At 36.9% G+C, this 23102-nt stretch carries 15 protein-coding genes; 11 read left to right on the top strand and 4 right to left on the bottom strand.

Annotated features, from left to right (window positions below):
* Positions 1-1145: 1145 nt before the first annotated feature.
* Both PFY09_RS03980 and PFY09_RS03975 read left to right on the top strand, forming a co-directional pair.
* Positions 1146-1412 carry a helix-turn-helix domain-containing protein gene (locus PFY09_RS03980; RefSeq protein ID WP_228408210.1) on the top strand — a complete coding sequence of 89 codons (267 nt, stop codon included), beginning with the start codon at positions 1146-1148 and terminating at the stop codon, positions 1410-1412.
* Positions 1413-3299: 1887 nt separating this feature from the next.
* The gene (locus PFY09_RS03975) at positions 3300-3941 is read left to right on the top strand and encodes a DUF6266 family protein (protein WP_271161479.1); all 642 of its coding nucleotides are present in this window, start codon (positions 3300-3302) and stop codon (positions 3939-3941) included.
* A 143-nt stretch (positions 3942-4084) separates the two neighbouring features.
* Here PFY09_RS03975 and PFY09_RS03970 read toward each other — a convergent pair whose 3' ends face one another.
* Together PFY09_RS03970 and PFY09_RS03965 are read right to left on the bottom strand one after the other, a co-directional pair.
* Positions 4085-4402 (bottom strand): GIY-YIG nuclease family protein, encoded by a 318-nt coding sequence (locus PFY09_RS03970; RefSeq protein ID WP_271161478.1) that lies wholly within the window; start codon positions 4400-4402, stop codon positions 4085-4087.
* Between the two features lie 312 nt (positions 4403-4714).
* Positions 4715-6037 (bottom strand): lipase family protein, encoded by a 1323-nt coding sequence (locus PFY09_RS03965; protein ID WP_271161477.1) that lies wholly within the window; start codon positions 6035-6037, stop codon positions 4715-4717.
* Between the two features lie 486 nt (positions 6038-6523).
* Between PFY09_RS03965 and PFY09_RS03960 the strand changes: the two genes are divergently transcribed.
* The 3 genes from PFY09_RS03960 (at position 6524) to PFY09_RS03950 (ending at position 13027) form a co-directional block, all read left to right on the top strand.
* Positions 6524-11458 (top strand): DEAD/DEAH box helicase, encoded by a 4935-nt coding sequence (locus tag PFY09_RS03960; protein WP_271161476.1) that lies wholly within the window; start codon positions 6524-6526, stop codon positions 11456-11458.
* A gap of 112 nt (positions 11459-11570) precedes the next feature.
* Complete coding sequence (locus PFY09_RS03955; RefSeq protein WP_271161475.1) at positions 11571-11984, top strand: hypothetical protein; 414 nt, start codon at positions 11571-11573, stop codon at positions 11982-11984.
* Between the two features lie 23 nt (positions 11985-12007).
* Entirely contained in the window at positions 12008-13027 is a 1020-nt protein-coding gene (locus PFY09_RS03950) for a restriction endonuclease (RefSeq protein ID WP_271161474.1), read from the top strand.
* A 50-nt stretch (positions 13028-13077) separates the two neighbouring features.
* On the opposite strand, the gene PFY09_RS03945 is transcribed toward PFY09_RS03950, so the two are convergent.
* Complete coding sequence (locus PFY09_RS03945; protein WP_271161473.1) at positions 13078-13434, bottom strand: hypothetical protein; 357 nt, start codon at positions 13432-13434, stop codon at positions 13078-13080.
* Between the two features lie 171 nt (positions 13435-13605).
* On the opposite strand from PFY09_RS03945, the gene PFY09_RS03940 reads away from it, so the two are divergent.
* The 3 genes from PFY09_RS03940 to PFY09_RS03930 all read left to right on the top strand — a co-directional run bounded on the left by PFY09_RS03940 (position 13606) and on the right by PFY09_RS03930 (position 16012).
* Positions 13606-13812 (top strand): bacteriocin-like protein, encoded by a 207-nt coding sequence (locus tag PFY09_RS03940; protein WP_087710641.1) that lies wholly within the window; start codon positions 13606-13608, stop codon positions 13810-13812.
* 52 nt (positions 13813-13864) lie between these two features.
* A complete protein-coding gene (locus PFY09_RS03935) occupies positions 13865-14122 on the top strand; it encodes a DUF1294 domain-containing protein (protein ID WP_271161472.1) in 258 nt (85 codons plus the stop codon).
* A gap of 363 nt (positions 14123-14485) precedes the next feature.
* On the top strand, positions 14486-16012 hold the full coding sequence (locus tag PFY09_RS03930) for a subtype B tannase (protein WP_271161471.1): 1527 nt from the start codon (positions 14486-14488) through the stop codon (positions 16010-16012).
* A 207-nt stretch (positions 16013-16219) separates the two neighbouring features.
* Here the strand turns inward: PFY09_RS03930 and PFY09_RS03925 are convergent, their stop codons facing one another.
* Complete coding sequence (locus tag PFY09_RS03925; protein ID WP_076389845.1) at positions 16220-16570, bottom strand: winged helix-turn-helix transcriptional regulator; 351 nt, start codon at positions 16568-16570, stop codon at positions 16220-16222.
* A gap of 161 nt (positions 16571-16731) precedes the next feature.
* Here PFY09_RS03925 and PFY09_RS03920 point away from each other — a divergent pair, with 161 nt between their 5' ends.
* The 3 genes from PFY09_RS03920 to PFY09_RS03910 all read left to right on the top strand — a co-directional run bounded on the left by PFY09_RS03920 (position 16732) and on the right by PFY09_RS03910 (position 21580).
* Positions 16732-17355 carry an SRPBCC family protein gene (locus tag PFY09_RS03920; protein ID WP_271161470.1) on the top strand — a complete coding sequence of 208 codons (624 nt, stop codon included), beginning with the start codon at positions 16732-16734 and terminating at the stop codon, positions 17353-17355.
* 208 nt (positions 17356-17563) lie between these two features.
* Positions 17564-19369 carry a translational GTPase TypA gene (gene typA / locus PFY09_RS03915; RefSeq protein WP_076389847.1) on the top strand — a complete coding sequence of 602 codons (1806 nt, stop codon included), beginning with the start codon at positions 17564-17566 and terminating at the stop codon, positions 19367-19369.
* A 606-nt stretch (positions 19370-19975) separates the two neighbouring features.
* Complete coding sequence (locus tag PFY09_RS03910; protein ID WP_271162328.1) at positions 19976-21580, top strand: glycoside hydrolase family 10 protein; 1605 nt, start codon at positions 19976-19978, stop codon at positions 21578-21580.
* Positions 21581-23102 lie beyond the last annotated feature (1522 nt).

The following is a 23102-nucleotide window of genomic DNA, read 5'->3' as shown; positions in this document are numbered from 1 at the left end:
GAATGCTTAGAAAAATAAGGAACCCCGCATTCTTAAAGTATTGATACTGAATTTGACAGAACCTGTCCGAAATTTATTTGTTTTAATCATGGCTATTGTTTTTTTATAAGCTTTTAACAGCTTGTTTTTATTAATTTTTTGTTCAGAATAATAAAAATAAACTCCTGTCTTTTTTACTTTTCTGCAAAATTACAAAGCATTAACGACAAAACATGTCGTTTTATTTTAAAGGATGCATTTTTTTTCAAAAAGGTTGGAAATCATGGTGAAAAATATTTTTTATGGGTGTATTTTAATGTACGCTTCGGCTCCGCTCAGCGCACGGTGGAGGGTTTCGTTTACAATGATTTGTTTAAAATGAAATTGTAGTGCGCTTCGGCTCCGCTCAGCGCACGGTGATGGTTTGGCTTACAATGATCTGTTTAAATGGAATCGCACTGAAGTACGCTGAGCGGAGCCGAAGCGTACGGTGACAGGTTGTTTACAATGATTTGCTTAAAATGGAATCGCGCTGAGGTACGCTGAGCGGAGCCGAAGCGTAAAAATATCTGCATTAAAATTTTATCGGAGATAAAATCTTTGCGCCTTAAAACGTGATTAAAAAACAAATACCTGCGTCTTTGCGGGTTTAAACAACTTTAGGAATGATTATTTATGATGATGTGCGCTTCGACTCCGCTCAGCTCACGGTGGGGTTGCTGTAGAAATATTCTTATTACATTTTATCTGAAATAAAATCTTTGAACCTAGATGGATGATTAACAATAATTAATTGTGTCTTTGTAATTATAAACAGATTTTAAGGAGGATTACCCTACATTCAATGCACAGGATGATAATCTTTATGAAGAGTGTAATGTTAGAAACATGTATGGTAATTTTGTTGAATTTCAAAATTATCAAAAAAAATATGAATTTTTTTTTCTGTGAATATCATTCATTTTTCAATATAAATTTAGTTTTTCAGATTTCAGATATTTCATATTTTAATAAATAATTTTCTTTGATTTGATAAAATCTATGAATCCCTTTTTTTTCTGGTTATAAGACTCCTGCTGAGATGAATCTGAATGAAACAATATTTTATATTTCCTCAACGTTTGAAATAAAAATTAATAACATTATTTCTTTTAAAAAAGCACAGGATGAAAAAGAAACCCAACAATCCACCGTTGTATGATGAAGAGCTGATGCATACCGTTCTGGACATTTTTTCTGAAATTCTGGATACCCTCAGGAAAAAGCAGATTACCGATTCGCAGTATTATGACAGTGCCGATGTAAAAAGACTGCTGAATATCAGCGACAGTACTTTATTCAGAATCCGGAAATCACAGAATATTCCGTACATAAAAATCGGAAAGAAAATATACTATCCGAAATCGTTTTTCAATACTGCCCTCAAAAAATGATAGTATTTTTATGTCTTTCGTTGGCGGGATTAAATACCAGATTCTGCTGAATTATCCTGCCATTCCTCTGTCATCCTGAGCGTGAAGCAGCCGAAGGATTTCTTTTTTATTACAATAATCTGTTGTTTTGATTTTTATCCGCAATTGCTTCATGTAAATTGTGCAGATTCCGCAGATATAAAATGTAACTTCTTAAATTACTTTCTAAGTATATTAAACAGCTGAAGGATCTCCTTTAATTACAATAAATAATTTTCAAACGATTTCAATTGAATATCATATTCTAAATCATTGCTTTTCTGCGCTGTCATCCTGAGCGCGAAGCAGCCGAAGGATTTCTTCTTATCACAATGATCTGTTGTTTTGATTTTTGTGCGCAATTACTTCACGCAGATTGTGGAGATGACGCAGATATACAATGTAACTGCTTAAATTACTTTCTAAATATAGTAAGCAGCCAAAGGATCTTTTTTTATTACAATAAATAATTGTCCAACGATTTCAAATCAGATATCATACTTTAAAATCATTGCTTTTCTGCGCTGTCATCCTGAGCGCGAAGCAGCCGAAGGATTTCTTCTTTATCACAATGATTTGTTGTTTTGATTTTCGTACGTAATTACTTCACGCAGATTGTGCAGATTCCGCAGATATAAAAAGTTACTTCTTAAGCTACTTTTTAAGAATGTAAAGCAGCCGAAGGATTTCTTTTTTTATTACAACGAATAATTGTCAATCGATTTCAAATCAGATATCATGCTTTAAAATCATTGTTTTTCTGCGCTGTCATCCTGAGCGCGAAGCAGCCGAAGGATCTCTTCTTTATCACAATGATTTGTTGTTTTGATTTTTATCTGAAATTGCTTCATTTAAATTGTGTAGATTCCGCAGATGTAAAATGTAAGTTCTTAAATTACTTCTAAGTATATTAAACAGCTGAAGGATCTCCTTTAATTACAATAAATAATTGTCAAACGATTTCAAATCAGATATCATACTTTAAAATCAGTGCTTTTTTGTGCTGTCATCCTGAGCGCGAAGCAGCTGAAGGATCTCTTTTTTATTACAATAAATAATTGTCAAACGATTTCAATTGAATATCATACTCTAAATCATTGCTTTTCTGCGCTGTCATCCTGAGCGCGAAGCAGCCGAAGGATCTCTTTTTTATCACAATGATCTGTTGTTTTGATTTTCGTACGTAATTACTTCACGCAGATTGTGCAGATTACGCAGATATAAAAAGTTACTTCTTAAGTTTGTTAAGCAGCCCAAGGATTTCTTTTTACTACAATGATTTGTTTAAATGGAGTTGCATTGATGTGTGCTTCGGCTCCGCTCAGCGCACGGTGGTGGGTTTTATTTACAATGATTTGTTTAAAATGGAGTTGCACTGAAGTACGCTGAGCGGAGCCGAAGCGAAAAATATCCGTATTACATTTTATCGGAGATAAAATCTTTGCGCCTTAATACATAGAGCATGTTAAAAATCTTGCGCCTTTGCGGTTTTAAACAATTTTGGGATGGTTATTCAGGTTGATGTGCGCTTCGGCTCCGCTCAGCGCACGGTGATGGTTTGGCTTACAATGATCTGTTTAAAATGGATTCGCATTGAAGTACGCTGAGCGGAGCCGAAGCGTACAATTAAGCAAAAACTTTTATAAAATTCTCCCGAAATCCTTCGACTGTTGTTCGGTCTTTCTTCGGAAAAAATCCCATTTTTCCGAAGCCGATCCGAAGAAGACCCGAACATGATCCGAAGAAATGGGTTTTCAAATAGGTCAAAATAGGTCAAAAGCAGTCAAAACCGGTCATCTTTTTCACAGGTGCCTGAAATTGGAAAATTCTGTAATACCTTCGTTCTGTTAACCAATAAAAATGCACAAAATGGCACGAATAACAAAAGGAATCCTTGGAGGATTTTCAGGAAAAGTGGGAACAATTGTAGGCGCAAACTGGCGCGGACAGGACATTATCAGAAGTATTCCCAAACCAAGCTCGAAACAGCCCACCGATAAACAGCTTCTGCAGCAGACCAGGTTCAGCATGGTGATCAGCTTTCTGCAGCCGCTTAAAAACATCCAGACGAAGTATTTCGGATCGGGGAGCGGTTCAAAATCGAGGGTGAATATGGCGGTTTCCTATACCATCAGCGAAGCATTACAGATGAATGGCGATGTTCCCGAACTGGTATACAATAAGGTGCTGATCACGAAAGGTGATCTGGCAGGTTTCCAGAACGTCACTGCTTCTCCGCAAACCGGAAATACCATTGCCCTGAGCTGGGAGGACAATTCCGCACAGGGAAACGCAGATACCGCCGACAAAGCCAATGCGGTGTGTTATTGTGAAGAGCTGGGAACGTTTGAAATTTTCGAATCCGTTGCCGAAAGGGGAGCACTGACTGCTGATGTAACAATGCCTGCTTCCTACGCGGGAAAGGAAATTCAGGTCTGGGTGTTTTTCAGGAATACGAAAGAAACCCTTGCGTGTAACAGCGCGTATCTCGGGGCTTATACTTTAGTTTAATCTGAATCTCCATCCGAAAGGGTGGGGATTTTTTGTGGTGGCTTCGGCTCCGCTCAGCCACCGTGTTCTTTGATTTGATTTTTGGGTTTTGTCTGGCTTTGGGTTGTTTTTCTGTAGTGGTGGCTGAGCGGAGCCGAAACCACCTATTCATCTTTTATAAAAAACTTACTGTGGGTTTCATTTATGCATTCGGCAGCTTTTTTAAGCTCTTCGTTCCAGCCATTGATCAAAGCTTCTTTTTTTCTTCGGCTCCATCCCTGAACCTGTTTTTCGCGGTAGAAAGCAAGATCAATACGTTCAAATTCTTCGAAATAAATAAGCTTTACAGGAAGCCGCTTTTTAGTGTGATGAGTACCTTCTCCTTTTTGATGCTGCGAAAGTCGGCGTTCCAGATCGTTGGTACTGCTTATGTAATAACTGCCGTCTGAGCAGAGAAGAATATACATCCATCCTCTTATCATTTGTATTTTTATTTTAAAGATAGTATTTTATTTGAACAAGGTGGCTTCGACTCCGCTCAGCCACCGGGTTTTTTAATGTAATTTTTAATGATGTTTGTTCGTACGTCTTTCTTTGTGGCATATGGTGGCTGAGCGGAGCCGAAGCCACTGTGTTTTTTGATGTGATTTTTGGGTTTTGTTGGACTGTGGGTTGTTTTGTGTAATGGTGGCTGAGCGGAGCCGAAGCCACCTGTGTTCTCAAAGTGAAACCACCCGTTACCGCAAAATCTGTAACAGGTGGTTTTTTTATGAAATCAATATATCAGCGTTGATTTATGCCTCCAGAACGGGTTTCAGGGCTGATAAAGCATGCGAGGAAATCCATCCGATGATCTGGGAAACAATTCTTTCAATCAATTCGGCTTTGGTTACGGAAGAAACGCCCGGCACCAGTTTTGGGTAAGCGGGTTTAGGCAGAGGCTGGGGAAGAATGAGTCCGGTAACTTCCGGATTAGAGCTGTCAGCCGGAATACCGGAATACATTTCCACATGCTGGATGAACAGCTGTTCTACGTAATCCTTCAATGACTGTGGAGGAACACTGATTGCAGAACCTCCATCTGAATGCTGCAGCGTTCCCGACAGTGAACTGTTTTGAATTCGTGTATACACGGCACCCGATCGTGAGGAATCAAGCATGGCAAGAGATTGGAGTACCGACAGTGTAGCGGCAGTACCGAAATTCGGTGAGTGACCGTAGAGATTGGCAATCTGCTGCAGGTCCTGCTTCTGCCATGCATGAGGCACTACATCGAGGTTGTTCCAGTGCATGGTATTCCAGCTTTGGTAAGGCAGCGATTGAGGCTCCCAGCCGGATGGCAATACAGGAAATGTACTGTTAAAGAGGCTGGCAAAATGGGTTTCTCCCGGCGTGGCTCCCGCAGTAGGATATACCAACGTAAGATCAAAAGCCTTCAGTGTTTTCTGTTCCGTAAGATACAGTGCCAAAGTAGGAGAGAGGGCTCCGGCAAGGCTGTGGCCGCAGAAAATGACAGCGGTATCAACAGCCGGCTGCACACTGCTCAGGAATTGCTCAAGCGTCGTTCCCGGAGCCGCAGCACTTGATGCAGTGGTAAGTTTGAGAAGATTGCTGACTCCGGTAGCGGTGCCCAGTGAAATATACGGATCGGTACCATTATAGCCGGACGGACTGAAATCAGAAGGATTGTAGGTACTCCAGTTGACCACCTGCGAAACGGAAAAATCTTCCGCTTCCCAGTCGTACAGGGAGTCGGGGTTGGTAGCGGCAATGGCTACAACATAAGCAGGCATTACTGGTCCTCCCGGGAATGCCACAGCGTCACACTGTGCTACAAATACGGCATTGTCTGCAACGCCGTCATTGTTTTCTTCCAGGAGAGCAGGTCCCCAAACCAGGTTCCAGCTTCCCAGTACCGGCGTAACCGAAGAATCGGCAACAGAAGGACTGGTCTGTCCCATAACGGTTACAGGCGGAACATTGTTCAGGTAAAAAGAAAGGTCGTACTGCAGCTGCAGCTGTAATTCAATCGCGGTACCTTTGTATCCCGAAGAACGCCCTACAAGACAGGCCATCCCGAATATCTGCTGGTAAGCGTCTAATGTTGGATTTGTCATGGTGTATTTTTGTTTTTTGGTTGATTGTTTTTGTTGATTGTTACTGAGAGGTTTTTGTCCGATGACCGATGATGATCTGCATCTTCAGAGAACGAAGTAAAGTTCGGGACAAATTGTGATTTGTGAATCCGTGAAAATGACCAAAATGAGGGGTAGGTGTTTGTACGGATGTGTGCTGAGTGTGGTTTCGGCTCCGCTCTGGCACTGTGTTTTTTTGATGGGGTTTCTGGGTATTGTTGGGCGGTGTGTTATTTTTTTCTGTAGTGGTGGCTTCGGCTCCGCTCAGCCACCGTGTTTTTCGATGGGGTTTCTGGATGTTTTTGGGCGGTGTGTGGTAGCTGAGCGGAGCCGAAGCCACCATATTATTTTATGCTTCTCAACTTGGTGAAATTGTTTTTTCATATCTTTGGAAAGCTTAACAAATTACTTGAATAATTGTTGTTTCGTTAATAGAACAGCATATAAAGATGTAGAACTGAATTATATATGAATTTTCAAAAAGTACTGGATAAATACAGAAAGATTTCATTTTCACAAAAAGATAAGGGAGAAAGATTTGAAAGATTAATGAAAGCTTATCTTTTAACAGACCCAAAATATTCCAATCTATTTAAAAAAGTATGGTTATGGAATGAATTTCCGGCAAAAGCAGATTTGGGTGGCAATGATACTGGTATTGACCTTGTTGCCTTAACGTATAATAATGAATATTGGGCTATCCAATGCAAATGTTTTGATGAAAATACCTACATAGATAAAAAAGCTACGGATACTTTTCTATCTACTGCAAGCCGTTCTTTTAAAAATGAAGACCTTCAGACAACTCATTTCTCTCAGTGTCTTTGGATTTCAACCACTAATAAATGGACTTCCAATGCAGAAGAGTCTTTAAAAAACCAAAGACCTCCTGTGTCGAGAATTAATATTCAGGATTTGAAACAGGCTCCTGTTGATTGGGATAAACTCGAAAATAATATTACTGGTGAACTGGCAAGAACCGCAAAATATCCTTTAAAAGATCATCAGAAAAAAGCAATGGAATGTACTGAAAATCATTTCAAAGAGAATGACAGAGGTAAATTGATTATGGCTTGCGGAACTGGTAAAACATTTACTTCGCTAAGGATTGCTGAAAATGAGACCAATGGAAAAGGATTAATACTTTTCTTAGTTCCTTCTATTGCGCTTCTTGGGCAAACTCTGAATGAATGGAGTGCACAGGCTATGGAAAAAATAAATCCTGTATGTATCTGTTCGGATCCTGAAATCACTAAAAAGAAAACCAAAGCGGAGGATATTGATACAAGTTCAGTAATTGATCTTGCTTTGCCTGCTTCTACCAATGTTCCGAATATTATTCAACAGTTTCATAAACTAAAAGCTCATTCTAATGATGGAATGACGGTTGTCTTCTCTACCTACCAATCTATTAAAGTAATTTCCGAAGCGCAGGCTGCGGTCGGAAAGATCTTTCCGGAGTTTGCAGAATTTGACTTAATTATCTGTGATGAAGCACACAGAACAACTGGAGCAAAATTATCTTCGGAAGACGAATCTGCCTTTACCAGAGTTCACGATAATGATTTTATTAAAGCCAAAAAAAGGCTTTATATGACTGCGACGCCCCGTTTATACGATCAGGAAACCAAAAGTAAAGCCGCACAAGCCGACGCTACGCTTTGGTCTATGGATGATGAAAAAGTATACGGAGAAGAAATCTACAGAATTGGATTCGGAGAAGCTGTAGGAAAAAAGCTACTGACAGATTATAAAGTCTTGATTCTTACATTAAGTGAGAATGACGTACCACCTTCTATACAGCAGATGATTGCCAACGGTGAAAGTGAAATTAAATTGGGCGATATGCCTAAATTAATTGGCTGTATCAATGCACTGTCCAAACAGGTTCTGGGCGATGAAGGGCTTATAAAATCTACTGATCCTCTTCCGATGAAAAGAGCAGTGGCTTTCTGTTCTTCTATAGAAAATTCAAAAGCAAATACCCAAGCATTAAATGCAGTATCAGAAACCTATATTGATGCATTGCCGGAAGAAAATAAAAAAGTTACCGTTTCTGTAAGCTCTAAACATATTGACGGTTCTATGTCTGCTACAGAAAGAGGCGATCTATTAGGTTGGTTAAAAGATGAACCGGAAGATGATGAATGTAGAGTTCTGACCAATGTACGTTGTTTAAGCGAGGGAGTAGATGTTCCTTCTTTGGATGCTGTAATGTTTTTATCTGCAAGAAACAGTCAGGTAGATGTGGTCCAGTCGGTTGGTCGTGTAATGCGATTGTCGGAAGGTAAACAATATGGTTATATTATTATTCCTGTGGTAGTGCCTTCGTCTGTAAGTGCAGAAGATGCTCTGAATGACAATGAACGGTTTAAAGTGGTTTGGACTGTTCTTAACGCTTTAAGAGCACACGATGACCGTTTTAATGCAACCGTGAACAAAATAGAACTCAACAAGAAAAGACCTCAGCAAATTTTAGTGGGTGGAACCGGAATCGGTTTTGATGATGAAGGAAACCCATTTGAGAAAAAACCGTATCAACAGGGTTCTGCGGAAGCAATGGAAAAACAGCTGCAGTTTAATTTTGAAGAATTGCAGAATGCCGTTTTTGCCAGAATGGTACAGAAAGTCGGCGACAGAAGATATTGGGAACAGTGGGCAAAATCTGTCGGAGAGATTGCTGCAAGACAAAAAGAAAGAATCATAGAATTGATTATCAATTCTACTAAACACGCTAAAGAATTTGAAAGATTTTTGAAAGGGCTACAGAAAAGCATCAATCCTTCGATTTCCCAGGAGCAGGCTGTCGATATGCTGTCACAGCATATTATTACAAAACCTGTCTTCGAGGCACTTTTTGAAGGCTATTCTTTTGTACAGAATAACCCGATGAGTAAATCTATGCAGAAAATGCTCGATCTTTTGGAAGAAGAAACCATTGAAGAAGATGTAAAGACTTTGGAAAGCTTCTACGAATCTGTAAAGATGAGAGCTTCCGGAATAGACAATGCCGAAGGAAAACAGAAGATTATCCTTGAGCTGTACGATAAATTCTTTAAAACGGCTTTCCCTAAAATGGTGGAACAATTGGGTATTGTGTACACCCCTACAGAAGTCGTGGATTTTATCATCCATTCTGTAGCAGATGTTTTGGAGAAAGAATTCAAACGCAATATTTCAGATGAAAATGTGCATATCCTTGATCCTTTTACCGGAACGGGTACTTTCATTACACGTTTATTGCAGAGCGGTGTGATAAGACCGGAAGATCTGGAAAGGAAATATAAAAAAGAAATCCACGCCAACGAAATTGTTCTTCTGGCTTATTATATTGCTTCTATCAACATAGAAAATGTGTTTCACGATTTAACGCCGGATCCGAACGATGGAATTGGTAAAGAAGTCTATCATCCTTTTGATGGAATCTGTTTAACGGATACCTTCCAGTTAGGCGAAACCAAAGAAGGCGAACAGCTTTTTGATGAAATGTTCCCGCAGAACTCCAAAAGAGTTCAGGATCAGCAAAAAGCACCGGTAAGAATTATTATCGGTAATCCGCCGTATTCAATTGGTCAAAAATCTGCCAATGATAATGCACAAAACCAATCTTATCCAAAATTAGATAAACGTATTGCAGATACTTATGCTAAACTATCCAATGCAGGACTTAATAAATCTCTTTATGATGCTTACATTAAGGCTTTCAGATGGAGTACAGACCGATTAGATCCTAAAAACGGAGGTATTATTTCTTTTGTATCAAATGGAGCTTGGCTCGATGGAAACAGTACAGACGGTTTCAGAAAAGCTATTGAAGAAGAGTTTTCTTCGATCTATGTTTTTAATTTAAGAGGAAACCAAAGAACAAGTGGAGAATTAAGCAGAAAAGAAGGAGGAAAGATTTTTGGCAGTGGATCACGAACGCCAATTTCGATTACTTTATTGGTTAAAAATCCAGATGCTAAAAATGAAAAAGCCACTATACATTATCACGATATTGGTGATTATTTAGATACCAAACAAAAGCTGCAAATCATTAAAGATTTTAAAACTTTTGAAAATTCTAAAATACCATTAAAAACGTTACAACCCAATGAACACAGTGATTGGATAAGTATGCGTAATAGTAGTTTCGAAAATTATATTCCATTGGCTCCTGAAAAGAAATTTGATTTAAATAGTAAATCATTTTTTATTGGAAATTCCTTAGGTACTGTAACAGCTCGTGATAGTTGGGTTTATAATTTTTCAAAAGAACATTTAAAAGATAATATTGAAAAAACAATTCTGCATTATAATAATGAACGTGAAAAATTAATAAATAATAGAAAGGTTGAAGTTAATACAAATTCTCTTTTAGGGAGCTGGTCACGAGATTGGCAAAATAATGTTAAAAAAAATAAAGTTTTTAATGTAGTAAATAAAGAATATAGGAAGGCTATCTATAGACCATATGTGAAATCAAATTTATATTTTGATGATGATTTAATTCAAGAGAGATACCAACTACCAAAGTTATTTCCAAATAACGATCTAAAAAACATTCTTATATGTGTAACAGGAATTGCAGCAAGTAAAGCATTTTCAGCACTTACATCAAATTTAATTCCTAATCTTGACACACTTGAAAAAAATCAAACATTTCCACTTTATTACTACGAAGAAAACAAATCTGTACAAAAAAGTCTATTTGATGAGGTAAGCGAAGAAGAATACATTCGCAGAGATGCCATTAGCGATTTTATTTATGAACAGGCTCAAAAACAATACGGTAAAAACGTAACCAAAGAAGATATTTTCTATTATGTGTACGGTTTTCTGCACTCTAAAGAATACAGAGAAACTTTTGCCAATGATTTGAAAAAAATGTTGCCGAGATTGCCACTATTGGAAGAGGTAAAAGATTTCTGGGCATTCAGCAAAGCGGGAAGACAACTGGCAGATTTACATCTTAATTATGAAAAGGTAGCGCCTTATCCGGGCGTAGTTACCTTGTTCAGTCCGCTCAATATTACCGATACGATGAGCCAGGCTCTGAAAGAAGAGAAAGAATATCTGAATTACAGAGTAGAAAAAATGCGCTTTCCCAAAAAAGGACAGAAAGATACCATTATCTACAACAGCCAGATCACGATAGAAAATATTCCTGCAAAAGCCTATGAATATGTAGTGAACGGAAAATCTGCTATAGAATGGATTATGGAACGTTATCAGATTACCACACACAAAGACAGCGGAATTACCAACAATCCTAATGACTGGTCTAAAGAGGTAGGCAATCCGAAGTATATACTGGATCTGTTACTCAGCATTATTAATGTGAGTGTGCAGACTGTGGATATTGTGGAGGGATTGCCGAAGGTGAGTTTTGAGTACATGAAAACAATAAATCAGTCATATTGAAACACGATTTTATACAGAAACTAATTTTTTTGGTTGATTTAAAGCATGAACTAAAAGGAAATAATTTACAGTCATAATTTAAATAAATTTCAAAACATTAAAAACTAATATAATGAAAACAATCATCGGACTTTATGAGTCGGGAGACAAAGGAAAAACATCCACACTTAATATGCTTATCTACATGTTGGAAATGGCAACTATTGGTACCCCGAGAAACCATAATATTTTAAATAACAGACAGGCTGTTTTTAAAATAAATAATCTTACCGTAGGTATTGGTACACAAGGTGACGATTGGGATGGAGTCGATAATAATTGTAATTTTTTTGATGCCAATCATTGTGATCTGGTATTTTGTGCAACCAGAAAAAAATCCGACTCGGGCTCCGTACAAAGACTGGAGCAATATGCTGTTCAGCACGGTATTCCTGTAACATGGATAAGAAAAAATATAACCAATAATCCTCAGAATGAAAATAATATGAATTTTCAGCAGGCTCTGGATTTATTTAATTTAATATAATTTTTGTTACAATAAGAGTTCTTATGGAGAATAACTATAGAATATGGATGGTGAGAGCAGGAAGCGGAGGATATCTGATCGAAGAATTTTTACAGAACAATATCGTAGCTATTGGCTGGAATGATATGGGAGAAATTTCTCCCGATATATCTTATGCAGATTTAAGAAATCTGTATGTAGAAAACTATCCTGAACATTCCGATGGAAAAACAAACCAGAGTGCGGGACAAATCTATCGTTTTGTAGTAGATTTTAAAAAGGGAGATAAGGTGGTTACATATGATTCCGGTAGTAGAAACTATTACCTGGGAGAAATTGTTTCAGACTATGAATACAATGAAAAATATGAGTATTATCAAACCCGTAAGGTAAAATGGATGGATCATCCAACTGGCAGAGATGTGCTGTCAACTGACTCTAAAAACAGATTAGGATCTGTATTAACGATTTTTGAAATCTCTAAAGAAGTCTGGAATGAGCTGTTAAGTCATAATCCTGAAAAAATGGATGACGAACAGATTGTTATCGAAGAGAAAAAAGAAAAGGAAGAAGAGCAAAACGATTTAGAAGATATAAGAGAAGATATTGAATCTAAATCGACCGAATTTATAAAAGATATTATTGCCAACTTATCCTGGCAGGATACAGAAAGACTTGTTGCCGGGCTATTACGGGCAATAGGTTATAAGACCAGAATGACCAGCAGAGGATCGGATTTGGGAAGTGATATAACAGCTTCACCAGATGAATTAGGATTGGAAGAACCACGAGTAAAAGTTGAAGTAAAGAAAAGAAGCAAGGATAGAGTTACTTCGCAGGAGATCCGGAGTTTTATTGGAGGTTTACGCGATTTTAATAAAGGAATCTACGTTACAACATCAGGATTTTCTAAAGATGCCAAATATGATGCAGAAAGAGCCAATTTTCCAATTACATTGATTGATCTGGACTGGCTTGTAGAATTGATTTTAAATAACTACGAAAAATTAGATATCGAAACAAAGTCGCTAGTTCCGCTCAAGAGGATTTATTGGCCATTATAAAATTATATAATGTAAAAAGTCTGGAATTATAAATTTCAGACTTTTTACGCTCAATTCAACACCTCCGATCCAAAAATCCTCACACAGTACTCACTCCCCAGAAATCTCGGATCACCATATTTTTCAGACCAGAAACCATCCAGAATATTTTTGCTGATACAGCGGTAAACCGCTACACCCTTATAGATTTTGAGATCTTCCCCTTTGTAGCGGAAGTTGATGACCAGAATTCCGTCTTTATAAAAACCGGTGCCTTGCTGCATATGATCCCCAATCATCCACTCAGCAATGATGCGTTGGTTTTCGTCGAGGGATAAGGTGAGAATCCCATAATAAGAAACTTCCGCAGACTCTTCCTGATTGCTTCCCTGAATAGAATAACTTCCTGCTAAATCCTGTACTGTCATTTAATTTAATTAATCATACAAATGTAAATTAATATAAGATTTTACAGAGGATTCTTTACAATTATTTAGAATAAATCTGCTAAGGATATTTTTTATTCAATAAGTGTTGAAATATTTTGCAGATCTAATGTTTTTTTATATTTTTATCTCTCAAACTATAAAAAATATATCATGAAAAATCTAAAAAAGGTTTCTAGAAATGCGATGAAATCTATTCAGGGAGGTATCATTAAAGGTATGGTAAGATGTAAAGATCCAAATACATGCGTTGTTCAATGGGGATGGGGTGGAGGATCATCAAGTAACTGCGGTACTTTTGATATTATTTGTGGAGAAGCTCCTCCGCAGGATCCTTGCGAATATACTTTATGTATATAAAAAATATTTAAAGGAGTGTTTATTAACACTCTTTTTTATTTTAGATTTGCCAATGTTTTATTTTTTAACAGCCATCAATCTTTTTACCTTTATTATTTATGGAGCCGACAAGAGAAAAGCAGAAAAGCACCGGCGGAGAATTTCTGAAAATACGCTTTTGGCGGTTTCTGTTCTTGGAGGAACTGTGGGGGCTTTTCTGGCAATGATCATCTTCAGGCATAAAATTTCCAAGACTTCATTTGTATTAAAATTTGGATGCATTGTTTTGATTCAGGCGGTTTTCATTTACCTTTTTGAAAATACTTTCTAAAATGGAAAAATTATACAGATTTTATGACTAATATATTAATCCCTAAGAAATATTTTGTGATCATATTATACGTATAAAGTAGACAGTTCACTTTTTAGTCCGAATCATTTTTTTGATAAGTAAATTTTAAAAGTTCATATATTCACCCCACAAATAAATCATTTCACAACATTTTTCTTATTTAAATTACAGAAACAATATTTTTGCTCAATAGATATGGAAAAAAAGAATAATATTTATTTTAGGAGCAGATTGATTTCTGTTACAATATTTAGATTTCGATGTTCATTCCATTTCAGAAGAACTTTTGCAATAAAATTACTAATAAAGAAATAACATTAGCTTAAGATAATATCATATCATATGAAAAATACGATAGTTGGTCTTTTCTGTTTTATATCGCTATTCTCTTGCGCACAAGAAAGGAAAGCCGGTTCGGGCTTAAATTTTAATCCCGACAAATACGAGATTCAAATTCTTACTTACAATGGTAAAGAAATCCGCGTAAGAGCTTTTGAGAAAATTGTTTATGTGGAAAAACCTGTAGACACAACCTATCAGGTTCTTAATTTTTATGTTCCTGAAGAATATTACAGAAATAAAAGTATTAATGGATACAATGCCCAAAATGCCCCTATATTTTTCCCTAACCAAGTAGGTGGTTATATGCCTGCTGAACCCGGATCTACAAAGTCAAACAATTTTAGACCTCCGATTAATGGCGGTGTGGTAAAAGATAATAACCAACAAAGACCACAGGGCGGGTTGGAAGACAAAAAAGAAAATACCATCTTAAAGGCCTTGTCTCATGGTTATGTAGTAGCTTCTGCGGGAGCAAGAGGGCGCACGAATAAAAATAAAGATGGCAAATACTATGAGAAAGCACCTGCCGGGCTGGTCGATTTAAAGGCTGCCATTCGTTATCTTAAACTAAACGACCGCGAAATGCCGGGCAATGCCGACAAAATTATTTCCAATGGAACCAGTGCTGGTGGTGCCATGTCAGCTTTATTGGGAGCTACCGGAGATAACCCTGATTATTTGCCTTACCTGAAAGAAATAGGAGCAGCAGAGACCAGCGATGCTATTTATGCCTCCTCTGATTACTGCCCAATTACCAATTTGGATCACGCAGACGCTGCTTATGAATGGCAGTTTTTCGGGGTAAATGATTACAAAAAAGGAGGGCTCTTTGGACCTCAAGCCGATACAGCTACAGAAACTTTAAATGAAAGGCAACAGAAGGTCTCATTGGAGTTAAAAAACACATTTCCTACCTATATCAATTCTCTAAAACTTAAAGATGAAAAGGGAAACCTCCTCACATTAGATAATAGTGGAAATGGTTCTTTCAAAGAGTTTTTGAAGGCAAAAGTAATTGTATCAGCCAATGTTGCATTAAAGGCAGGAACTGATCTTTCCGAAAGACCCTTTCTTATCATAAAAAACGGAATAGTAACAGACATTAATTGGGATGAGTATATACGCTATATGCAAAGACAAAAAACACCACCTGCTTTTGATGCGCTGGATTTATCAGCAGCAGAAAATACAGAGTTTGGAACAGAAAGTTTTGATGCAAAACATTTTACTGAATATAGCTTAAAAAATACTACAGTAAGTAATGCAGTGATAGCGGATAAACAAATTGTAAAAATGATGAATCCTATGAATTATATCGGAGATGCTCATACAAAAACAGCAAAATATTGGAGAATTCGTCACGGTTCAAAAGATAAAGATACTGGTTTGGCGATTTCTGCTATTTTAGCTGTGAGACTTGCAAACCAATGCTATCATGTAGATTATGCATTGCCTTGGGACAAACATCATAGTGGAGATTACGATTTGGACGAGCTTTTCCATTGGATAGATCAGATTTCCAAATAAAAAATAGGTAGAATTTTAAGCTCTTTTGATTATGAGTAGCAATTCGTTTATTTCTTCGGAAAGTATTATTAAAGATATTTATTTTCCGAAGATTTTTTTATTAAATTCTAAAAAGTACTCATTTATTTCACTAACTTTCAAATACTGCGAAACGAAAACCCGCAAATTATTTCTTCATTTTTTTTCCAAGTATTTAGCGATAACGAATCATCTATGATTTGTTTTCTTTTCGGCTACATAATGTCCCCATTTATTAATAACATCCAAAGCAGGAATAAACGTTCTGCCAAATTGAGTCAGACTGTAGAATACTTTTACTGGAGCTTTATCTCCATCTACAGTTCTGGATATTAAACCGTCTGATTCTAAATTTTTTAACTGTAAACTGAGTGTCATCTCTGTAATTACTTCAATTTCTTTTCGCAGTTCATTAAAACGTTTATCTCCGTCTTTAAGATGATATAAGATAACAGCTTTCCATTTTCCACCGACTAAATCCATTGCGAGACTTATTGTACAAGGATAATATTTTCCTTCAACTTCTATGTTTTTTCCCATTGTTTTTACATATCAATTTTGATAGTTCTTGCAAAAATAAATAACTATTAATAATTTTGCAACTATAATTACTTTAGTTATTTATTAAACAGATGTAATATCAATTTAAAGAGATTCTTTTTATATTAAAAGATATTTATAATTGTAAAATTTTTAAATTTTTGCAGGCAGGAATATTTTTCAATACTAATTTTTCCTGTAACGTATTTATATTAAAAACAACTCTAAGAATGCTTACTCAATATAAATCATATAAAATGAAACAAAATGCTATAATATGGCCGGAAAAATATACTCCGGGCACAACAGACAATTACTGTTCAAATGAGGTGATCGTAAAAGATATAACCGCCTCTGAGGTTTGGCCTTACCTTACTAATCCGTTTACTTGGCCAACCTATTACTCCAATTCTTCAGATATTGAATTTTTAAAAGCTGGCGATAATGAATTGTATCATGATGTACGATTCCGATTCAAGACTTTTGGTTTTCCGATAGAGGCTCAAGTTACCGAGTTTGTGCCTCCTTCAGAAAATGAACCTGCAAGACTTGCTTGGCATGGTTGGGCAGAAGGTGATGAAGAGGCTCGGTTGGACGTAATCCACGCATGGCTTATCGAAGATCTACCGGGTAACAGAGTACGTATTCTCACCCAAGAGAGTCAAATTGGCAAACCTGCGCAGCAATTGGCTAAACAAAAACCTAACCCAATGATAAATGGTCATCAGGAATGGCTTGAAGGCTTGATAGACGCTATCATTAAATCAAACGATACACGACTTTAGTGTAAATATTTAAATACTCTATGCTTACAGAATTTCTTTGAGCAAATATATTTGTGCACAACCACAAAACTTGACATAATATTTCTAATTATGAGGATTTTTTTAGATGCTAATATTTAAATTCCTCATTATGAATTTGTTAATTAACAAAAGTTATTGATGCATATTTCATTAAAAATCACTATTTTTGCACCCGTAAAAATCTTATATGCAAAACATTAGAAATATTGCGATTATCGCACACGTTGACCACGGTAAGACTACTTTGGTCGACAAGATCATCCACGCTACCAACATTTTCAGAGAAAATCAGGAGAGTGGGGAGTTAATTATGGATAACAACGATCTTGAAAGAGAAAGAGGGATCACCATCTTATCCAAGAATATTTCTGTTACTTATAAAGACACGAAAATTAACGTAATTGATACACCGGGTCACGCCGATTTCGGAGGAGAGGTAGAAAGAGTACTGAAAATGGCAGACGGGGTAATTTTGTTGGTGGATGCGTTCGAAGGACCGATGCCACAGACAAGATTCGTACTTCAGAAAGCTTTGGAACTTGGTTTAAGACCTTTGGTGGTAATCAATAAAGTAGATAAGCCAAACTGCCGTCCGGATGAGGTTCACGATCAGGTATTCGATCTTTTCTTCAATCTGGATGCTACTGAAGAGCAATTGGATTTCCCAACGTTCTATGGTTCTTCTAAACAGGGATGGTTCAACACTTCATTAGAGCAGACGGAAGATATTTTACCGTTATTGGATGGTATTTTACAGTACGTTCCTGCACCGAAAGTTACAGAAGGTAACCTTCAGATGCAGATCACTTCTCTGGATTATTCTTCTTTCTTAGGAAGAATCGCGATCGGAAAAGTAACGAGAGGGGAAATTAAAGAATCTCAGTGGATCGGTCTTGCGCAGGCAGACGGAAAAGTAGCTAAAGGAAAAGTAAAAGAACTATACGTTTTCGAAGGTTTAGGAAAGAAAAAAGTAACTGAAGTTCAGGCGGGAGATATCTGTGCTGTGGTAGGTTTCGACGCTTTCCAGATCGGAGATTCTTTCGTAGATCTTGAAAATCCTGAACCATTGGAAAGAACGGCAATTGACGAGCCTACGCTGAATATGACGTTCTCCATCAACAATTCACCTTTCTTCGGGAAAGACGGTAAATATGTAACGTCTAACCACTTAAAAGAAAGATTAACCAAAGAACTAGAGAAAAACTTAGCATTAAGAGTTCAGCAGACCGATGATGCCAACACGTTCCTTGTTTTTGGTAGAGGTATTCTTCACTTGTCAGTTCTTATTGAAACCATGAGAAGAGAAGGATATGAAATGACGATCGGTCAGCCACAGGTAATCCTTAAAGAAGTAGACGGTGTAAACTGTGAGCCTTACGAATCTTTGGTAGTAGACGTTCCTGAAGAATATGCTTCAAGAGTAATCGACCTTGCTACCCAGAGAAAAGGAGACCTTCACATCATGGAAACCAAAGGAGAGATGCAGCACATGGAATTCGAAATTCCTTCAAGAGGTTTGATCGGATTGCGTTCTCAGATGTTAACAGCGACTGCGGGAGAAGCGATCATGGCACACCGTTTCACAGAATACAAGCCTTTCAAAGGAGCTATTCCGGGAAGAAACAACGGAGTGTTGATCAGCAAAACGCAAGGTCCGGCAACAGAATATTCCATCAACAAACTACAGGACAGAGGCAAGTTCTTCGTAGATCCGGGAGAGGAAATCTACGCAGGAATGATCATCGGTGAACAGAACAAACCGGGTGACCTTGTGGTAAACATCGTGGAAGCAAAGCAGCTGAACAACATGAGAGCTGCAGGTAAAGATAAAGATACAGGAGTTGCTCCGAAAATCTTATTCTCTCTTGAAGAATGTATGGAATATATTCAGGGTGATGAAGCCATTGAGGTAACGCCGAACTTTATCCGTATGAGAAAGAAATTACTTTCTGAAGAAGACAGAAAAAAAGTGGAAAGAGCTGCTAAAGCTTAATTCAGTTTTTATAATAACAAAGCTCCGATTTTTCGGGGCTTTTTTTTGTTTTAAATTAGAGTCTGTTTACATTTATTTAAAATTCAATCTGTCATTCTGAATGGAATTTTGCGAAGCATTATGAAATGAAGAATCTTTTTTAGAAATTAATCAAAATGGTATGGATTTTACTTGCTTTAAATATTCGGTAAAAGTTCTGGCTTTGGTCAAAATTAATATAAAACTTGTCTAAACTTTTTTACCGCAAAAGATGCAAAAGATTGTAACCCTTTAGTTGTTTAAGTTTAATAATTAAATGGGAAAAAGAGCACATAAGTTAAAAAAATCAAAGATTTTTCTCTTTGCAGACTTTTGAAATACCTTAAATAAATCCAATAAAGTCTTTTGTCTCTTTTGCGGTAAAATTTAAAATAAGTTTAAACAAACTTACAAATAAAGAAGCCTTTTAAAGCTTACTTGAGTGAAACGCCTTAGCGGACTTAAAAACAGTTAGTAATCAAAAAAACTTTGTGTTAAAGCATCTATAATTTAAATCAAAGTTCAAATAATTCATTTTATTATCGTAATTTAAAATCAACAAAATAAATTAATGTAGTTTTGCAGACTATGAGAATGAATACCCTAAAAATGATCGTTTTATCGGGATTTTTTACATCATTTGTTGCGTGTTCCACACAGAACAGCGCAGTGAAAGCTTCCACTCCCGTAAAAAATTCCGTTAAACCCAACATACCAAAACCACCGCTTCCCATTACCAGTACAGATTCTTCGGCAGTATCGCCGAATGACGACACCTTCCGAACCAATCTTCCGGAAATCAAAAGAGAGTTCCGCGGAGCATGGATTGCAAGTGTTGCCAATATCAACTGGCCTTCAAGAAATAATTTATCCGTCGATCAGCAGAAAGCCGAAGCCATTTCCATGCTGGATATGCTGAAAGACAATAACTTCAACGCCGTTATTTTTCAGGTAAGACCTTCCGCAGATGCTTTGTACACCAGTAATCTGGAACCGTGGTCGTATTTCCTGACCGGACAGACCGGAGCCGCTCCTTATCCGAATTATGATCCTTTACAGTTCTGGATCGAAGAATCCCACAAAAGAGGACTGGAACTCCATGTGTGGCTGAATCCGTACCGCGCCCATCATTCGAACGGAGGCTCACCCAACAGTTTATCTATGGTGAATAAACTTTCCGACATCGTCATCCGCCTGAAAAACGGAATGTACTGGTTTGATCCGGCAGATCCGAAAACGCAGGGACACGTTTCGAACGTGGTAAAAGATATCGTAACAAGATATGATATTGATGCCGTACATTTTGATGACTATTTTTACCCTTACGCAACCTATAATAAAGGAGCCGATTTTCCGGACAATAAAACCTGGAATGCGTACGTAAGCAACGGAGGAACCTTAACAAGAGCCGACTGGAGACGGGATAACGTGAATAAATTTGTAGAAAGAATCTATAAAGAAATCCACGCAGAAAAGAACTACGTGCGATTCGGGATTAGTCCGTTCGGGATCTGGAAACCGGGTTATCCGGAAGGAGTCACAGGTTCTTCTCAATACGATGAGCTTTACGCGGATGCCAAATTATGGTTAAACAAAGGCTGGGTAGATTATTTTTCACCACAGTTGTACTGGCCGATAGAATCTAAAGGGCAGCCTTTTGAAGGACTGCTAAATTGGTGGAAATCCGAAAATACCATGAACCGCCATTTATGGCCGGGTTTGAATACGGTGGAAATTAAAACTTCTGACCGTCCGACCGAAATTAAAAATCAGATCGAAATATCGCGGCAGGTGTTAGGAAAAGATGCAGGGGAAATCCACTGGAGCATTGCCGGTTTAACCAAAAATGCCAACATGCTTCCTACACTGAAAAACGGACCTTATAAAGAAAAAGCGTTGGTTCCGAAAACATCATGGATAAAAGCTATTCCTTTGCAGACCCCGACTTTGTTCATCAATAACAACGGAAACTTTGCGCAGATAAGCTGGAGCGTAAAAAATATAAAAGAAGTCTTCCAATGGGTGCTTTTTACCCAGTACAACGGAATCTGGGAAACCGAAATCCTTAATCTGGATCAGCTTTCCAGAGAAATTTCTAAAAATAAAGACGGAAAAGTACTGAATGCAGTTGCCATCAAAGCAATTGACCGATTGGGAAATGAAAGCGATTATATCGCGAAGAAAATAAAATAATTTTAGCAAATACAGATAAATAAACTCAGCAGTCTTAAGCAGGTTGCTGAGTTTTTTATTTTAACCACATCAGTCACATAAGATTTTAAAATAATTTTTAAACTTTATATCAGAACATATTAGTCTGTGAAAATCTTTGATTTTCTTCTCATATGATCTTCTAAATTTAATTAAACTAAACTTATGTGACTAATGTGTTGTATTCTAAAACAGTAAATCTGTCATTCAGAATGGAATTTTGCGAAGCAATATGCAATGAAGAATCTCTTGAAATGCAGTTCTTTTAGATTTTCCGGTTCCACTTTGTTTCGCTCAAAATGACAGTTGAGGATTGAATGGTACGTACTTTTTTAACCACATCAGTCACATAAGATTTTAAATCATCGCCGCATTGTCTGCAAGAGCACATTAGCTTATGAAAATCTTTGATTTTCTTCTTATGTGATCTTTTAAATATCTAATTAAACTAAACTTATGTGACTAATGTGTTGTATTCTAAAACAGTAAATCTGTCATTCAGAATGGAATTTTGCGCAGCATTATGCAATGAAGAATCTCTTGAAATGCAGTTCTTTTAGATTTTCCGGTTCCACTTCGTTTCGCTCAAAATGACAGTGTTGCAGCTTAAGAAGGCTTTTTTAAGCCACAAAAGATTTTGATGCTTTATTAAAGTTAACAAGCGTAAGAAAAAAGCACACAACAGTTTTTAAAAATCTTTGATTTTTATGCTTTTGAGGACTTTAATTATTTTGAAATTGAGCTTTATCATTATCTTTTGCGCCTTTCGTGGTTAAATTTCCCTGTCATACAGAATGGAATTTTGCGAAGCATTATGCAATGAAGAATCTCTTAAAATGCAGTTATTTAAGATTTTTCGACTCCACTTTGTTTCGCTCAAAATGACAGCGTTGCAGATTTAATGGGACATACTTTTTTAACCACATAGGTCACATAAGATTTTAAATCATCGCCGCATTGTCTGCAATAACATATTAGTTTATGAAAATCTTTGATTTTCTTCTTATGTGATCTTTTAAAATATTTAATTAAACTAAACTTATGTGACTAATGTGTTATATTTTAAAACAGTAAATCTGTCATTCAGAATGAAATTTTGCGCAGCATTATGCAATGAAGAATCTCTTGAAATGCAGTTCTTTTAGATTTTCCGGTTCCACTTCGTTTCGCTCAAAATGACAGTGTTGAAGATTGAATGGTACGTACTTTTTTAACCACATCAGTCACATAAGATTTTAAATCATCGCCGCATTGTCTGCAAGAGCACATTAGCTTATGAAAATCTTTGATTTTCTTCTTATGTGATCTTTTAAATATCTAATTAAACTAAACTTATGTGACTAATGTTTTATATTTTAATTTTTCGGCTCCACTTAGTTTCGCTCAAAATGACAGCGTTGCAGATTTAATGGGACATACTTTTTTAACCACATAGGACACATAAGATTTTAAATCATCGCCGCATTGTCTGCAATAACACATTAGTTTTTTGAAAAGCAAAGAT

The sequence above is a fragment of the Chryseobacterium gambrini genome (assembly GCF_027920505.1).
Taxonomy (GTDB): Bacteria; Bacteroidota; Bacteroidia; order Flavobacteriales; family Weeksellaceae; genus Chryseobacterium; species Chryseobacterium gambrini.
Note: the sequence above shows the minus strand (reverse complement) of the source record. Positions and strands in the feature narration are given on the sequence as shown.

What these genes read in the sequence shown, in the direction of transcription:
- PFY09_RS03980 (WP_228408210.1), top strand. Translation starts at nt 1,146, where the DNA reads ATGAAAAAGAAACCCAACAATCCACCGTTGTATGATGAAGAGCTGATG.
- PFY09_RS03975 (WP_271161479.1), top strand. Translation starts at nt 3,300, where the DNA reads ATGGCACGAATAACAAAAGGAATCCTTGGAGGATTTTCAGGAAAAGTG.
- PFY09_RS03970 (WP_271161478.1), bottom strand. Translation starts at nt 4,402, where the DNA reads ATGATAAGAGGATGGATGTATATTCTTCTCTGCTCAGACGGCAGTTAT.
- PFY09_RS03965 (WP_271161477.1), bottom strand. Translation starts at nt 6,037, where the DNA reads ATGACAAATCCAACATTAGACGCTTACCAGCAGATATTCGGGATGGCC.
- PFY09_RS03960 (WP_271161476.1), top strand. Translation starts at nt 6,524, where the DNA reads ATGAATTTTCAAAAAGTACTGGATAAATACAGAAAGATTTCATTTTCA.
- PFY09_RS03955 (WP_271161475.1), top strand. Translation starts at nt 11,571, where the DNA reads ATGAAAACAATCATCGGACTTTATGAGTCGGGAGACAAAGGAAAAACA.
- PFY09_RS03950 (WP_271161474.1), top strand. Translation starts at nt 12,008, where the DNA reads ATGGAGAATAACTATAGAATATGGATGGTGAGAGCAGGAAGCGGAGGA.
- PFY09_RS03945 (WP_271161473.1), bottom strand. Translation starts at nt 13,434, where the DNA reads ATGACAGTACAGGATTTAGCAGGAAGTTATTCTATTCAGGGAAGCAAT.
- PFY09_RS03940 (WP_087710641.1), top strand. Translation starts at nt 13,606, where the DNA reads ATGAAAAATCTAAAAAAGGTTTCTAGAAATGCGATGAAATCTATTCAG.
- PFY09_RS03935 (WP_271161472.1), top strand. Translation starts at nt 13,865, where the DNA reads ATGTTTTATTTTTTAACAGCCATCAATCTTTTTACCTTTATTATTTAT.
- PFY09_RS03930 (WP_271161471.1), top strand. Translation starts at nt 14,486, where the DNA reads ATGAAAAATACGATAGTTGGTCTTTTCTGTTTTATATCGCTATTCTCT.
- PFY09_RS03925 (WP_076389845.1), bottom strand. Translation starts at nt 16,570, where the DNA reads ATGGGAAAAAACATAGAAGTTGAAGGAAAATATTATCCTTGTACAATA.
- typA (WP_076389847.1), top strand. Translation starts at nt 17,564, where the DNA reads ATGCAAAACATTAGAAATATTGCGATTATCGCACACGTTGACCACGGT.
- PFY09_RS03910 (WP_271162328.1), top strand. Translation starts at nt 19,976, where the DNA reads ATGAGAATGAATACCCTAAAAATGATCGTTTTATCGGGATTTTTTACA.